This is a genomic window from Chloroflexota bacterium (genome assembly GCA_018825785.1).
In the GTDB taxonomy this organism is placed as follows: Bacteria; Chloroflexota; Dehalococcoidia; order JACVQG01; family JAHKAY01; genus JAHKAY01.
This window is the reverse complement of the sequence record JAHKAY010000019.1, coordinates 18,394-32,500: the sequence shown is the minus strand read 5'-3', so window position 1 is coordinate 32,500 and position 14,107 is coordinate 18,394. Positions and strand designations below refer to the sequence as shown.

The window sequence follows — 14,107 nt, the reverse complement described above, 5'->3', positions numbered from 1 at the left end:
TATCTTCTCCCAGCCCTCGCCGAAGTAGCGGCCATCCCGTTCCTGCAGGGGGAACTCCCAGGCGGCGCAGAGGAGGTGGAGGGCCAGGAGATAGGGGTTGAGGGGGTTGATGAGGGCGTGCTCCACCGGGCGCTGGAAGAAGGCCTCGGGGTGGCGCATTAGATACTGGTCCAGGGGGTCATCCCGGGCGATGAGGAAGCTGAGGGACCTCTCACCCCGCCGGCCGCTCCTCCCCGCCTGCTGCCAGGCGGAGGCTATGCTTCCGGGATAGCCATTGAGGACGGTGGCCTCCAGGCTTCCTATGTCCACCCCCAGCTCCAGGGCGGTGGTAGCCACCACCCCCAGGAGCTCGCCATCAAAGAGCCCCCGCTCAATCTCCCGCCTCAGCTCTGGGAGGTAGCCCGCCCGGTAGGGCCGGAGCCTGGGGGCCAGTCCCGGGGCCTTCTCTTTCAGGCGGTCCCGCGCATAGATATAGATAAGCTCCGTCAGTCGACGGCTCCGGGCGAAGACCAGGGTCCTTATACCCCCCGCCACCAGCTCCGAGAGGAGATAGGCGGCCTCGCTGTTGGGGCTGCGGCGCTGGGAGCGGGAGGGGTCCAGAAACGGGGGGTCCCAGAAGACGAAGTCCTTGCCCCCGGAGGGGGAGCCGTCTTCAGTTACCGCCTGGAAAGGCAGGCCCACCAGGCTCTGGGCGTGCTCCCTGGGGTTGGCCAGGGTGGCGGAGGAGAGGATGAACTGGGGCCGGGAGCCATAGAGCTCCGCTATGCGCCTTAGCCTTCTCAGGACCTGGGCCACATGGGAGCCGAAGACCCCCCGGTAGGCGTGGGCCTCGTCCACCACCACCAGCTTGAGGTGGCGGAAGAAGGGGGCCCAGGAGGCATGGTTGGGCAGGATGCCCACATGGAGCATATCGGGGTTGGTGAGGATGAGGCGGGTCCTTTTCCTCAGCTGCCCCCTCTCCTCCCAGGGGGTATCCCCATCATAGGTCCCCCCCTCCCCCAGGCCCAGCTCCTTCAGCTTGCGCCACTGGTCCTGGGCCAGGGCCTTGGTGGGAAAAAGATACAGGGCCCGGGCCCTCTTGCTTGCCTGAAGAGCCTCTATCACCGCCAGGTTATAGACGAGGGTCTTGCCCGAGGCGGAGGGGGTGGCCACCACCACATTCTCCCCCCGCCGTATATACTCCAGGGCCTGGGCCTGGTGGCGGTAGAGGGGGAAAAGACCCTTCTCCCTGAGAAGAGCACGGACAGAGGGGGAAAGCTCCACCTCCCCATAGGCCGCCTCGCGCGGGGGGAGGCGCTCAATGTGCACCACCTGCCCCTGGTAAAAAGGGAGGGCAGACAGGCCCCGGAGAAAAGAGGCGGTATCCATCCCTAGGGGAGAATCTCTATCTCGTAGTCCAGGAGCTCCGCGTCCAGGCGGCTCCCGGCGATGAAGTCCATCACCCGTGAGAGGACCTCATTGACATGGGATGTAGAATTGGAAACACAGCCCACTCCGATGGTGGCTACCTGCCAGAGGTCCTGGTCCTCCACCTCTGCCACCGAGACATTGAAGCGGTTCCTCACCCGCTGGATAACGGACTTCACCACCTGGCGCTTCCCCTTGAGGGACTGGTTCTCCGGGAGGCGAAGCCTCACTGTGAGGATTCCGACTATCATCCTTGGTTGAGGGGACCTCGCTACAGATTTCTACCCTGGCAAAACAATCGTGGCAGTAGACCGGCCGGTCCAGATGGGGCTGGAAGGGGACCTGGGCCGGCCTGCCGCCGCCTCAGAAACGCCATGAAGCCCAAGACAGCTAGAAATATACAACGGGGAGGGGGGAGAAAACAAGTGCGTTTACACCGCCACCTCGTTGTGTTATAATTTTTCGCCAAATAGAGGAAGGGGAAAATTGGATAAGGAGAAAAAAGGGGCCATTATCGGCGACTACCGGAGAGACTCAAAGGATACCGGCTCCTCGGAGGTCCAGGTGGCACTCATCACGGGGAGGATGAAGGAGCTTGCGCAGCACCTGGGAAAGAACCGGAAGGACTTCCATTCCCAACGGGGGCTGCTGAAGCTGATAGGGCAACGCCGCAGCCTTCTGGCCTATCTGGCAAAGAAGAACAGACGCCGTTATCTGGCCCTCATCGAGAAGCTGGGGCTCAAGAAGTAGTCCCGGCAACTGAAGAAAGGTTATGTGATGTCTCATACGTTTCAATGCCTTGTGGGCGGAAAGCCACTGATATTTGAGGTGGGGAAGCTGGCAGAGCAGGCGGAGGGGGCTGTTTCCGTCCGCTACGGCGATACCATTGTCCTGGCCACCACCTGCCACAGCCGCAAGCCCCGGGAGGGGGTGGACTTCGTCCCCCTCACCATAGATTTTGAGGAAAGGCTCTATGCAGCGGGGAAGATCCCCGGCAGCTTTTTCCGCCGGGAGGGCAGGCCCAGCCAGGAAGCGACCCTTACCGCCCGGCTCACCGACCGCTCCCTGCGACCCCTCCTTCCCAAGGGCTTCCGCCAGGATATCCAGGTCATCATCACCGTCCTTTCCGCGGACCAGGAGAACCCACCCGATATCCTTTCTGTGGTGGGGGCCTCCGCCGCCCTTCACCTCTCCCCCGTCCCCTTTGAAGGCCCGGTGGGGGCGGTGCGGGTGGGCTACTCGGGGGGCAGCTTCTTCCTCAACCCTACCTTCTCCCAGGCAAATGAAAGTCCCCTGGAGGTGGTGGTGGCAGGGACAAAAGTCGCCGTGGTCATGGTGGAGGCTGGGGCCAAAGAGGTGCCCGACGACCTGCTGATGCAGGCCCTCCGCTATGGGCAGGAGGCCAACCAGGAAATCATCCGCCTCCAGGAGGAGATAAGGGAAAAGCTGGGTCAGCCCAAGATGTCCTTCCAGCCCTGGCAGCCCAGCCCCGAGGCCGTTCAGGCGGTCGTCCATGCCCTGGGGGGAAAGCTCCTTGAGGCCCTCAGAGGGGACAGGGCAGAGCGGGAAGCAAGGCTTGACCAGCTCCAGGCCGGGGTCCTGGAGAAGCTGAAGGAGACCTACCCCCCGGAAGAGATAGCCGCCATTTTTGATGCCCAGGCAAAAAAGGCTTTCCGGGAGGTACTGCTTAAGGAGGGCCGCCGCCCTGATGGTCGCCCCCTAACCCAGCTCCGCCCCATCAGCGCTGAGGTGGGCCTTTTGCCCCGCACCCATGGTTCGGGGCTCTTCACCCGGGGCAACACCCAGGTCCTGACCCTCACCACCCTGGGCTCCACCAGGGAGGAGCAGGAGCTGGACACCCTCTCCCCAGAAGAGACCAAGCGCTTTATCCACCACTACAATTTCCCCCCCTTCTCCACAGGGGAGGTGAAGAGGGTAGGTTCCCCAGGTCGGCGGGAGATAGGCCACGGCGCCCTGGTGGAGAAGGCCCTGGAGCCGGTCCTGCCCTCTGTAGATAAGTTCCCCTACACCATCCGTCTGGTCTCGGAGGTACTCTCCTCAAGCGGCAGCACCTCCATGGCATCGGCCTGCGCCTCCAGCCTCTCCCTGATGGACGCGGGGGTCCCCATCAAGGCTGGTGTCGGGGGGGTGGCCATGGGCCTTATCACCGGTGAGAATGGCCAGTATGTCATCCTCACCGATATAGAGGGCCTGGAGGACGCCTACGGGGACATGGACTTCAAGGTGGCCGGGACAGAAAAGGGGGCCACCGCCGTCCAACTGGATATAAAGCTCAAAGGGGTAGCTTTTGAAATCCTGGAGCAGGCCCTGAAGAGGGCCCGGGAGGCCCGGCTCCAGATTCTGGAAAAGATGGGGCAGACCATTGCCCAGCCCCGTACCCGACTCTCCCCTTATGCCCCCCGCATGTACCGGATGACCATACCCACAGAGAAGATTGGCGCCCTCATCGGCCCAGGAGGCCGGCGCATCCGCGCTATCATTGATGAGACAAAGGCCTCCATAGATGTCAACGATAACGGGAGCGTGGTCATCGGCTCCACCAACGAGGAGGCCGCCCAGAAGGCCATGAAGATGATACAGAACCTCACCCAAGAGGTGGAAGTGGGGACCGTCTTTACAGGCAAGGTGACCCGCATACTCCCCAACGGGGCCATGGTGGAGATATTGCCGGGTAAGGAGGGACTTGTCCCCGTGGAGGAGCTGGCGGATTACGATGCCCGCCGCCCCGGGGATGTGGTGAAGGTGGGGGACGAGATAATGGTCAAGGTGATGGAGATAGACCGCCTGGGAAGGGTCAACCTCTCCCGCCGCGCCGTTTTCCAGGGACCTCAGCAGGCAGGCGGAGCCCGGCCAACGGATAGCCATCAGCCCCACCGTCCCCCCCCCACTCACTCCGGGCCTCATCAGCGACCGCGGCCCCACCCCAGGGACAACCCCCCCCGGTAGAGGCAATGGCTCTCCGGGTAGCCATTCACGGGGCGGGGAAGATGGGGCGGGAGCTTCTCCAGGCCCTGAGCAGGAACCCGGATTTCCAGGTGGTGGGGGCGGTGGATATCCGCGCTCCAGCCCATCCCCTGCCCCCAGGCTTTGAAACCATCCTCTACTCCTCCCACCTGGAGGAGGTACTGGGAAGGGGCAAGCCCCAGGTCCTGGCCGATTTCTCCGTGGCCGAGGCCGCCAGGGCCCTGGTGCCAGTGGCCACCAGGAAAGGCGTAAATGTGGTCATGGGCACCACCGGCCTTACCCCCCATGACCTGGAGGAATTTGACCGCCTTTCCCGGGAGGCGGGGGTGGGGGTGGTGGCGGCCCCCAACTTCGCCCTGGGAGCGGTGGTGATGAATTACCTCGCCCAACTAGCTGCCCGCTACTTTGACTACGCTGAAATTATAGAGATGCACCACCACGAAAAGCTGGATGCCCCATCAGGCACCGCCCTGGCTACAGCCAGGGCCATAGCCAAGGCCAGGGGGAAGCCCTTCCTCCATCCCGTCACCCAGAAGGAGAACCTCCCCGGCACCAGGGGCGGGGAGCTGAGTGGCATCGCCCTCCACAGCCTGCGCCTCCCCGGGCTCATGGCCCACCAGCAAGTCATCTTCGGGGCATCGGGCCAGACCCTCAGCATCAGGCACGATGCCATAAGCCGGGAGTGCTTCATGCCCGGCGTCCTCCTGGCCATCAAGGCAGTTGTGGAGCTCAAGGGACTGGTCTATGGCCTGGAGAAGCTCCTGGGCCTGGGAGGGAACCCGCCGTGAAGCCCCTCTATGTGGCCGTGGTGGGAGCCACCGGCCTGATGGGGCGAGAGCTGTTAAAGCTCCTGGAGAGAAGGCAGTTCCCCCTCACTTCCCTTCAGCTCCTGGCCTCCGACCGCTCCGCCGGCAAGCAGCTCTTCTTCAACCACCAGGAGATAGAGGTGAAGGAGCTCACCTCCGCCTCCCTGAGCCGTCTGAACCTGGTCTTCTTCGCTGCCGGCACTGAAGCTAGCCGCCGTTTCTCCTCAACCGCAGTCAAGAACGGAGCGGTGGTAATAGACCAGTCGGCCACATACCGCATGGAGCCCTGGGTCCCCCTGGTGGTCCCTGAGGTAAACCTGGAAGACCTGAAGCACCACAAGAGGATCATCGCCAGCCCCAGTGCCGCTACCATCCAGATGGTAATGGCCCTGGCCCCCCTGCACCGGGTAAACCCCATCAGGAGGGCCGTGGTGGCCACCTACCAGTCCGTCTCCGGGGCGGGGGCGGCGGCTATGGAAGAGCTCACCAACCAGGCCAAACAGGTCCTGGAGGGAAAGGGCGTCATCCCACATGTCTTTACCCACCAGACAGCCTTCAACATATTACCGGAAATAGACGTCTTCCTTTACAATGGCTATACCATGGAGGAATGGCGGATAAAAGAGGAGGCCGCCAAGCTGATGCATTCCCCTGACCTGGCTATCTCCGCCTCCTGCGTCCGGGTGCCGGTCTACATCGGGGACAGCCAGGCCATCCACGTGGAATTCACCAACCCCATCAACCCAGAGGAGGCCCGCCGGTTACTGGCCCAGGCCCCGGGGGTGAAGGTGGAGGATGACCCCGAGGTGAGCCTCTATCCCCAGCCCTGGGCCGTGGCGGGCACCGACGAGGTCCATGTGGGGCGCGTGCGGCAGGATGTGGCCCTGCCCAACGGCCTGACCATGTGGGTGGTGGCCGATAACCTGCGCCGGGGGGCCATCAACGCCATCCAGATAGCCGAGGCCCTGCTCCAGAACGGCTGGCTATAAATGCTGGGCCGCCTCATCACCGCCATGGTCACCCCTTTCAACGAGAGGGGAGAGGTGGACTACCCCCAGGCAAAACGCCTGGCCAGAGCCCTTCTGGCCTCAGGGAGCGACGGCCTGGTGGTCTCGGGCACCACCGGCGAGGCCCCCACCCTGAGCCGGGAGGAAAAACTGAAGCTTTTCGCCCAGGTGAGAGAGGCCGCGGGCAATAGAGGGGCGGTGGTGGCCGGCACGGGAAGCTACAACACCGCCGAGAGCATTGAACTCACCCGGGAGGCGGAGGGGCTGGGGGTGGATGCCTGCCTCCTGGTGGTCCCCTACTATAACCGCCCCACCCCCGAGGGCCTCTACCAGCACTTCCGGGCCATCGCCAGCGCCACCCGCCTGCCCTGCATCTTGTATAACGTCCCCTCCCGCACCGTCACCAACCTCCCCGCCGATGTGGTCCTCCGCCTTTCAGAGGTAGATAACATCATCGGCGTGAAGGAGGCCTCGGCCAACCTGGAGCAGGTGGCACGCATTATCCAGGGGGTGAGGAGAAAGGACTTCCTTGTCTGGAGCGGGAACGATGGGGATACCCTGCCCATCCTGGCCCTGGGGGGCTACGGGGTCATCAGCGTCATCTCCCACCTGGTGGGAAAGCAGATAAAGGAGATGATAGACGATTTCCTTCAGGGCAGGACCGCCGAGGCGGCCGCCATCCACCGCCGGCTCCTGCCCCTGGTGAGTGCCATGTTCCTGGTGGCCAACCCCATCCCCCTCAAATACGCCCTCAACAGGGTGGGCTTCCGGGTGGGTAAGCCACGCCTGCCCCTGGTGGAGCCCGATGAGAAGACCGCTGCCCAGATAGATTCCACCCTCAAGAACTTCACGATAGACCTGCCTCCTCACCACGCACCGGCGGGGGAATGAAGGGGCTGCTGTGGTCAATGGCGTTGCTGCTGGTCCTGGGCCTGCCCGCTGCCTGCAGGGCCACCCCGACCCCTAATGTCACCCCGACCACCGGGCAGCCCAACTCCCCGACCCCCAATGCCCCCCCAACCCCCGGGGAGACCAGGCTCCCGACCCCTCAACAGAAGGGGGTTATAGTAATCTACCATCCCGCCTATCTAACGGTCTACTCTAAAGAGGCGGCGGCTGAACCCGGGAGAATAGAGGCCATCCTGAAAGAGTTCTGGGGCGTTCCCGGCTTTGTCTTCACCCAGCCCGAACCGGCCAATGTAGAAGACATTAGAAGGGTCCATACCCAGCGGCAAATTGACAACGTGAAATCAAAGGGCAATGAGCTCTATGATACTGCCCTCCTGTCCGCCGGCGGGGCGCTCTTGGCCTCGGAGATGGCAATGGCCGGAGAGGTCTCTATGGCCATCAATCGGCCCCCCGGCCATCATGCCGGTCCCGACTCCTCCTGGGGCTTCTGCTACTTTAACAATATCGCCGTCGCCGTAATGAAGCTGCTGGATGAAAAGAAGATAGAAAGGGCCTTGATTGTGGACTTTGACCTCCATTGGGGCGATGGGACATTTTACACATTCGATGACCCCCAGAATGATGACCCCAGAGTTACCTATTTTCACCTGGTGTCTCAGGGGGGGGACAGGACCATGCTACTCCAGAAACTGGAAGCCTTCCTCGCGGAGCCAAGACAATATGATATTCTGGCCGTATCAGCCGGATTTGATGCGAGCAAATCTGACTGGGGTGGGATTTTTGAGATTCAGGACTACACAACCATAGGCACACTGCTCAAGAGAGCGGCCGAGAGAAACAGCAGTGGCAGAAGGTTTGCCGTCCTGGAGGGCGGCTACAACCAGAAGGTCCTGGGCAAGAATGTAAAGGCCTTCCTGGACGGTTTTAGATAAGGGCCAAGCCCTCCCCCGTCGGAACCAGGCAATAGCACCCAGGGCATGTACAACAAGTCCGATGCCCCCGGCACCAAGGACAATATACGGGCCCTCTACCCGCAATTGCCAGAACCACTCTAAAGCCGGTCGGCCTGCCCACATAGCCTTCCGGGGCTAGAACAAGGGCTTGATAAGGATGGTCTCCTCCCGCTGGGGGCCCACGGAGACGAGCACCACCGGGCAGGAAGCTATCTCCTCTATCTTCTTTATGTAAGCTCTAGCCCGGGGGGGCAAGTCCTCAAAGCGCCGGATATTCCGGAGGGGGGTCTGCCAGCCGGGAAGCTCCTCATAGGCGGGCTGACAGCGCTCCAGAAGGGGCAGGCTGGCGGGGAAATGCTCCAGGGTCTCGTGACCCACTTTATAGGCACCACAGAGCTTGAGAGCGGGGAGCTCATCCAGGACATCCAGGCGAGTGATAGCGAGACCAGTAAAGCCGTTGAGCCGGGAGGCGTATCTGGCGGCCACCCCATCAAACCAGCCGCAGCGCCGGGGCCTTCCAGTGGTGGTCCCGTATTCATGGCCCCGCTCCCTCACCCTCTGCCCCATCTCTTTCTCCATCTCCGTCGGCAGAGGCCCCTCCCCCACCCGGGTGGAGTAGGCCTTGAACACCCCCAGGACCTGCTCCAGCCTCCTGGCACTCACTCCCAGCCCCGTAAGAGCCCCCCCGATGGTGGGGGAGGAGGAGGTGACATAGGGATAGGTGCCGAAGTCCAGGTCCAGAAGGGCCCCCTGGGCCCCCTCCAGGACCACCCATTCCCCCCGCTCCAGGACCGCCTCCAGAAGGAGTCCCGTATCCCGGATGAAGGGACGCAGGCGCTCCCCGTAGGCGCAATACTCGTTGAAGACCCCCTCCAGGGAAAGGGGCTCCCGGCCATAGACCCGGGTGAGGAGGGCATTCTTCTGCTCCAGGACAAAGGCCACGCGCTTCCTGAAGGCCTCCCGGTCCAGGAGCTCCCCGGCCCTTATCCCCAGGCGAGCTGCCTTGTCAACATAGCAGGGTCCTATCCCCCGCCGGGTAGTGCCCAGTGCCCCGGCCCCCCGCGCCTCCTCCTCCAGCCCGTCCAGAAGAACATGGTAGGGCATGACCAGATGGGCCCGGTCGGAGAGGAATAGACGGGAGGTGTCCACCCCCCGGCCGCGGAGAAGGTCAATCTCCTCCAGCAGGACCTTGGGGTCCACCACCACCCCGTTGCCGATGAGGCAGGTGATATGGGGATAGAAGACCCCCGAGGGGACCAGGTGCATGCGGAACTCGCCATACTGGTTGATGACGGTGTGCCCGGCGTTGCTGCCGCCGCCAAAACGGGCAACGGTGTGGGCGCGCTGGGCCAAGTAGTCCACCACCTTCCCTTTCCCCTCATCCCCCCACTGGCCCCCTAGAATAGCTATGGCCGGCATGGCCTCCTTACTATGCCAGAAAAGCCATTATTCGTCAAAGGTTCAGCGCTTGGCCGTTTTCTGCCAGACGGAGAAAAGGCGCTCTCCCACCGTGAACCAGGAAAGGAAGGCGATGAGGGCCAGAGCGGGCCATAGTACCACGGGGAAGACCAGGCCCAACGCCAGCACCACCACCCTCTCCCCACGGGTGAAGAGGCCCGTCTCCATGACAAGCCCCAGTCCCTCCCCCCTGGCCCGGACATAGCTCACCAGGAAGGAGCCCACCAGGACCGCGTAGATAAGATAGACCAGGGAGGACCCCCCAAAATGGACCACCAGGCCCATAAGGACAGCCGCCTCGGAGAGGCGGTCCAGGACGGAGTCCAGGACGGCCCCGAAAGGGGTGGCCCGCCCCCCCAGCCGGGCCACCGCCCCATCCAGTAGGTCCACAAAACCCGCCAGCAGGACCAGCAGGCCACCCCAGAGGAGATGGCCCAGGGCTACCTGGGAGGCCGCAAGCAGGCTCAGGAGAAAGCCCACCAGGCTCAGGGTATTGGGGCTCATCCTGCCCACAAGGAACCGGGCCGGGACGGAACTCAGGCGGCGGGCCGCGCCCTTTCTAAAGTCGGGGAGCCCCAACCAGGTGCCTCCGGTAGACCGCCAGGGTCTTCTCAGCGATGCTCTCCCAGGAGTAGCCCTGGGCCTTCTCCCACCCCCTCTCTCCCATGGCCTGGGCCCTGGCGGGGTCTTCCAGCAGCTCCAGGATGGCCCTCGCCAGGGCCTTCTCGTCCTTGGGGGGCACCAGGACCCCGTCCTCTCCGTGGGTGACGAGCTGGGCGAAGCCGGGGATGGCAGAGGCCACTATCGGCTTGGCCATGGCCATGGCCTCCAGGAGGACAAGTCCAAAGCTCTCCTCCCCCGTGGCCGGGGCACAAAAGATATTGGCCGAGGCATAATATCGGGGCAGGTCCTCAGAGGGAACAAGGCCGGTGAAATGCACCCCGCCTATTTCCCGGGCCATTTCCTCATAGGCCTCCCTGAGGCGGGTCCCCGGCCCCACCACGATGAGCCGCACATCCTTCCTTTCCTTTCTTATCACGGCCAAGGCCCCCAGGAGGTAGTCCAGGCCCTTCCTTTTCTCCAGCCGGCCCACAAAGAGCAGGGTCTTGCCTTCCTTGACGGCCTCCAGGGGCGGGGTCTCCCGCCGGAAGAGGGCCAGGTCCACCCCGTTGGGGACAATCTGATAGTCCCCGGGGAAATGCCGGGCGATGAAGTCACGGGCAGGGATGGAAACAGCGGTAAGACCGTCCAGCCGCTGGAACCAGACGGAGATGAGGGGCTTGGTCAGGCCATAGCCCCGGGGTTCCCGATGGCAGGCATGGAAGGTGCCTATCTTGGGGCAGCGGGCCCGCATCAGGACCAGCGCGGGGAGAAAGGGGGTGAGGGGCTCATGGACATGGGCGATGTCAAAGGCTTCCCTCTCCAGGATTTCCTTCACCCGGGGGCCAAGCCAGAGGGAAAAGGTAATCCTGGCCACAGACCCCCCCGAGGGGACAGGGAAGGCCCTGCCCAGGGGTATGAGATTGGGAACAGTCACGCCTTTCCTGGACCGCGGGGCCAGGATTCTGACCTGGTGGCCCATTCTGAGGAAGTGCTTTTCCAGTTGAATTATATGGTTGTTCACCCCCCCGGGGTAGGAGAAGTCATAGGGGGAAACGATGGCTATCTTCATCCCTCAGAGTTTCCCAGCGATAAAGTCCTCCACCAGTCGGTGGGCCTCATCATCAGAATACTGGACAGGAGGAGATTTCATGAAATAGGCTGAGGGGCCGATGAGGGCCCCCTTTAACCCCCGGTCCATGGCCAGCTTACAGCAGCGGATGGCGTCTATTACCACCCCCGCCGAATTGGGGCTGTCCCACACCTCCAGCTTCAGCTCCAGGTTGAGAGGCACATCGCCAAAGGTGCGCCCCTCCATCCGGATGTAGCAGAACTTCCGGTCCTGGAGCCAGGGGACATAGTCCGAGGGGCCGATATGGATGTTGTCGGCCCCAATGTCATAGTCCAGCTGGGAGGTCACCGCCCGGGTCTTGGAGACCTTCTTGGAGTGGAGCCTCTCCCTCTCCAGCATATTCAGAAAGTCGGTATTGCCGCCGAAATTGAGCTGATAGGTCCGCTCCAACTTCACCCCCCTCTGCCGGAAAAGGTGGGTGAGGACCCGGTGGGTGATGGTGGCCCCCACCTGGGACTTGATGTCGTCCCCGATGACCGGCAGGCCCCTCTCCTCAAAGCGCTTCTGCCAGTATGGCTCCCTGGCGATAAACACCGGGATACAGTTGACAAAGCCGCAGCCGGCATCCAGCACCTGCTCTATATACCACTTGGTGGCCATCTCACTGCCCACCGGGAGGAAGTTCACCACCACATGGGTCCCGGTATCCTTCAGGAGCTGGACTATGTTGGATGTGGCCCCCGGGGCTTTGGAGATGACCTGGGAGAGGTATTTCCCCAGGCCGTCATGGGTCATCCCCCTCTCCACCTTCACCCCCGTATCGGGGACATCACTGAAGCGGATGGTGTTGTTGGGTGGGGCAAAGATGGCCTGGGCCAGGTCCTTTCCCACCTTGTTCTTGTCTATATCAAAGGCGGCTACGAAGCGTATATCCCCCACATGGTAGCCCCCCAGGTCCACATGCATCAGGCCGGGGACAAACTCTTCCTTTTTCGCCTTGCGATAATACTGGACACCCTGGACCAGAGAGGAAGCACAGTTCCCCACGCCGATGACGGCCACATTGATTTCACCCATACTCCTCCTCACATGCACAGATTTCTTCATCTTGTCTCTCCTGCCCCGTTATGGTATTTTAGGGGACATGCTCGCCGATTTCCATACCCACACCTACCTCAGCGATGGCGTCCTTTCGCCAATGGAACTCATCCGCCGGGCACATGTCCTTGGGCTTGGAGCCATAGCCCTCACCGACCATGTGGGCCCCGGTTCTCTGGAGAGGGTGCTCGAGGAGGTAAAGAAAGACTGTCTGGTGGCCAGGGCCCACTGGAATATTCTGGCCATCCCCGGGGTGGAGCTTACCCATCTCCCCGCTGCCATCATACCCCAGATGGCCCAAAGAGCGAAAGAGCTGGGGGCCTGGCTGGTGGTGGTCCACGGTGAGACGCTTACCGAACCCACAGAGCCCGGAACCAACCGGGCCGCCCTGAGTTCGCGCTATGTGGACCTCCTGGCCCACCCCGGCCTCATCACCCTGGAAGAGGCCTTATTGGCCGCCCAGCAGGGCGTCTTCCTCGAACTGACCGCCCGAAAGGGCCACTCCCGGACCAACGGCCACATCGCTCAGATGGCCCGCCAGACCCAGGCTAAACTACTGATAGCCTCAGATGCCCATGACGAAGAAGACTTCCTTACCCCCTCCCTCTTCAGGGCTGTAGGCATAGGCGCGGGCTTGACTGAGGAAGAGCTAGCGGACCTGCAGAAAAACGCCCAACTCCTCCTCAGCCGCCTTCCTGTTAAGGAGAACCCCTAGCTATGGCCGATGCGGAATACTTTAGTGCCGCAGACCGGACACACCCCACGCGTGGCAGGGCGACCGTTCTTGAGGGTAATCCTCGTCGGGTTCTTTATCTCCCTCTTCGTCCGGCACTTGAAACAGTATGCCTGCACTTTGGCCACCTCCTTTCAAATAGGCTGGCTGAAATATAGACATATCACATAGCAAATGTCAATACCTTTGGCCCCGCTCTTGCCCCTATTTCCCTAGATTGGGCAAAAAACCTTCTCAGGCAGGAGGGCATCCCCCTTCCGCCTGAGTACCGCCAGGAAGGCCCCTTGCCGGTAGGCCCTGAAGCGCTCCCCAGGGGGGAGCCTGGCGGAGAGGGGCAAAGCCTGGCCCCGCCTCAGGGCCAGGGCTTCGTTTTCCCCCAGCTCCAGAGGGGGCAAGCCCTGTAAGGGGAAGTCCAGGGGCAGGAGGTGGGAAAGAAGGTCGCCCTCCGGGGGATGGGCCTCATCCAGGAGGAATGGGCCGTAGCGCAACCGCACCAGGACCTTGAGGAAGCCCCCGCAGCCCAGGGCCTCCCCCAGGTCGTGGGCCAGTGAGCGAAGGTAGAAACCCCGCCCCACCTCCGCCTCCAGCAGCACCCGGGGTGGCTGGAAGGCAAGGAGACGGATAGCATACACCTTAACCCGGCGGGGTGTGGGGCTCTGGGGATGGCCCTTTCTGGCCAGGGAGTAGAAAGGTCGGCCCCTTAGCTTCAGGGCACTGTAGACGGGGGGGCGCTGGCAGACCTCACCGTCAAAGCCTTTCAGGGCCTCCTGGACCTGTTCTTCGGTGATATGAGAGGGGTCCCTGCGGGAGATTACCCGGCCCTCAGCATCATAGGTATCGGTGGTGGCCCCCAGCTCAATCTCCGCCCGGTATAGCTTGGGCAGTTCCAAGAGATAGGAAAGAACACGGGTGCCGGCCCCCAGCCCTATGGGAAGGACGCCCGTAGCCAGGGGGTCCAGGGTGCCCGCGTGGCCCGCCTTTTTCTCCCCCGCCAGAGCGCGGACCCGGGCTACAGTGACAAAAGAGGTGAGGCCAGCGGGCTTGCTGATATTGAGGAGGCCATCAACGCCCAATCGGAT

At 62.7% G+C, this 14,107-nt stretch carries 14 protein-coding genes and 1 pseudogene (1 of these 15 cut by a window edge); 7 read left to right on the top strand and 8 right to left on the bottom strand.

The window, feature by feature from the left end:
• From KJ624_03310 to KJ624_03300, 3 genes and pseudogenes are all read right to left on the bottom strand, one after another.
• Window positions 1–1,368 carry the 5' portion of a DEAD/DEAH box helicase gene (locus tag KJ624_03310; protein ID MBU2008869.1) on the bottom strand. It extends 900 nt beyond the left edge of the window, so 1,368 of the gene's 2,268 nt are visible here — the first part of the coding sequence; it begins with the start codon at window positions 1,366–1,368; its stop codon lies beyond the left edge, outside the window.
• A 2-nt stretch (window positions 1,369–1,370) separates the two neighbouring features.
• Entirely contained in the window at window positions 1,371–1,658 is a 288-nt protein-coding gene (locus tag KJ624_03305) for a DUF503 domain-containing protein (GenBank protein ID MBU2008868.1), read from the bottom strand.
• 34 nt (window positions 1,659–1,692) lie between these two features.
• Window positions 1,693–1,764: pseudogene (locus KJ624_03300) on the bottom strand (zinc-binding protein).
• 129 nt (window positions 1,765–1,893) lie between these two features.
• On the opposite strand from KJ624_03300, the gene rpsO reads away from it, so the two are divergent.
• The 6 genes from rpsO to KJ624_03270 all read left to right on the top strand — a co-directional run bounded on the left by rpsO (window position 1,894) and on the right by KJ624_03270 (window position 8,046).
• Window positions 1,894–2,157, top strand: a complete 264-nt coding sequence (rpsO, locus tag KJ624_03295) for a 30S ribosomal protein S15 (protein ID MBU2008867.1) — start codon at window positions 1,894–1,896, stop codon at window positions 2,155–2,157.
• 27 nt (window positions 2,158–2,184) lie between these two features.
• Window positions 2,185–4,374 (top strand): polyribonucleotide nucleotidyltransferase, encoded by a 2,190-nt coding sequence (locus KJ624_03290; protein ID MBU2008866.1) that lies wholly within the window; start codon window positions 2,185–2,187, stop codon window positions 4,372–4,374.
• Between the two features lie 5 nt (window positions 4,375–4,379).
• The gene (dapB, locus tag KJ624_03285) at window positions 4,380–5,180 is read left to right on the top strand and encodes a 4-hydroxy-tetrahydrodipicolinate reductase (GenBank protein MBU2008865.1); all 801 of its coding nucleotides are present in this window, start codon (window positions 4,380–4,382) and stop codon (window positions 5,178–5,180) included.
• Complete coding sequence (locus KJ624_03280) at window positions 5,177–6,187, top strand: aspartate-semialdehyde dehydrogenase (GenBank protein MBU2008864.1); 1,011 nt, start codon at window positions 5,177–5,179, stop codon at window positions 6,185–6,187. The genes dapB and KJ624_03280 overlap by 4 nt, the downstream gene beginning before the upstream one ends.
• Complete coding sequence (gene dapA / locus KJ624_03275) at window positions 6,188–7,096, top strand: 4-hydroxy-tetrahydrodipicolinate synthase (GenBank protein MBU2008863.1); 909 nt, start codon at window positions 6,188–6,190, stop codon at window positions 7,094–7,096.
• 173 nt (window positions 7,097–7,269) lie between these two features.
• Window positions 7,270–8,046 (top strand): histone deacetylase family protein, encoded by a 777-nt coding sequence (locus KJ624_03270; GenBank protein MBU2008862.1) that lies wholly within the window; start codon window positions 7,270–7,272, stop codon window positions 8,044–8,046.
• Window positions 8,047–8,202: 156 nt separating this feature from the next.
• Here the strand turns inward: KJ624_03270 and KJ624_03265 are convergent, their stop codons facing one another.
• The 4 genes from KJ624_03265 to KJ624_03250 are packed head-to-tail and all read right to left on the bottom strand — an operon-like array spanning window position 8,203 to window position 12,274.
• The gene (locus KJ624_03265) at window positions 8,203–9,486 is read right to left on the bottom strand and encodes an adenylosuccinate synthase (GenBank protein ID MBU2008861.1); all 1,284 of its coding nucleotides are present in this window, start codon (window positions 9,484–9,486) and stop codon (window positions 8,203–8,205) included.
• A gap of 42 nt (window positions 9,487–9,528) precedes the next feature.
• Window positions 9,529–10,029 (bottom strand): CDP-alcohol phosphatidyltransferase family protein, encoded by a 501-nt coding sequence (locus KJ624_03260; protein ID MBU2008860.1) that lies wholly within the window; start codon window positions 10,027–10,029, stop codon window positions 9,529–9,531.
• Window positions 10,030–10,084: 55 nt separating this feature from the next.
• On the bottom strand, window positions 10,085–11,197 hold the full coding sequence (locus KJ624_03255; GenBank protein MBU2008859.1) for a glycosyltransferase family 4 protein: 1,113 nt from the start codon (window positions 11,195–11,197) through the stop codon (window positions 10,085–10,087).
• A 3-nt stretch (window positions 11,198–11,200) separates the two neighbouring features.
• Complete coding sequence (locus KJ624_03250; GenBank protein MBU2008858.1) at window positions 11,201–12,274, bottom strand: inositol-3-phosphate synthase; 1,074 nt, start codon at window positions 12,272–12,274, stop codon at window positions 11,201–11,203.
• Window positions 12,275–12,341: 67 nt separating this feature from the next.
• Here KJ624_03250 and KJ624_03245 point away from each other — a divergent pair, with 67 nt between their 5' ends.
• Window positions 12,342–13,010, top strand: coding sequence for a histidinol phosphate phosphatase domain-containing protein (locus KJ624_03245; protein MBU2008857.1), 669 nt, complete (start codon window positions 12,342–12,344; stop codon window positions 13,008–13,010).
• Between the two features lie 230 nt (window positions 13,011–13,240).
• Here KJ624_03245 and truB read toward each other — a convergent pair whose 3' ends face one another.
• Entirely contained in the window at window positions 13,241–14,101 is an 861-nt protein-coding gene (gene truB, locus KJ624_03240; protein MBU2008856.1) for a tRNA pseudouridine(55) synthase TruB, read from the bottom strand.
• Between the last annotated feature and the right edge of the window lie 6 nt (window positions 14,102–14,107).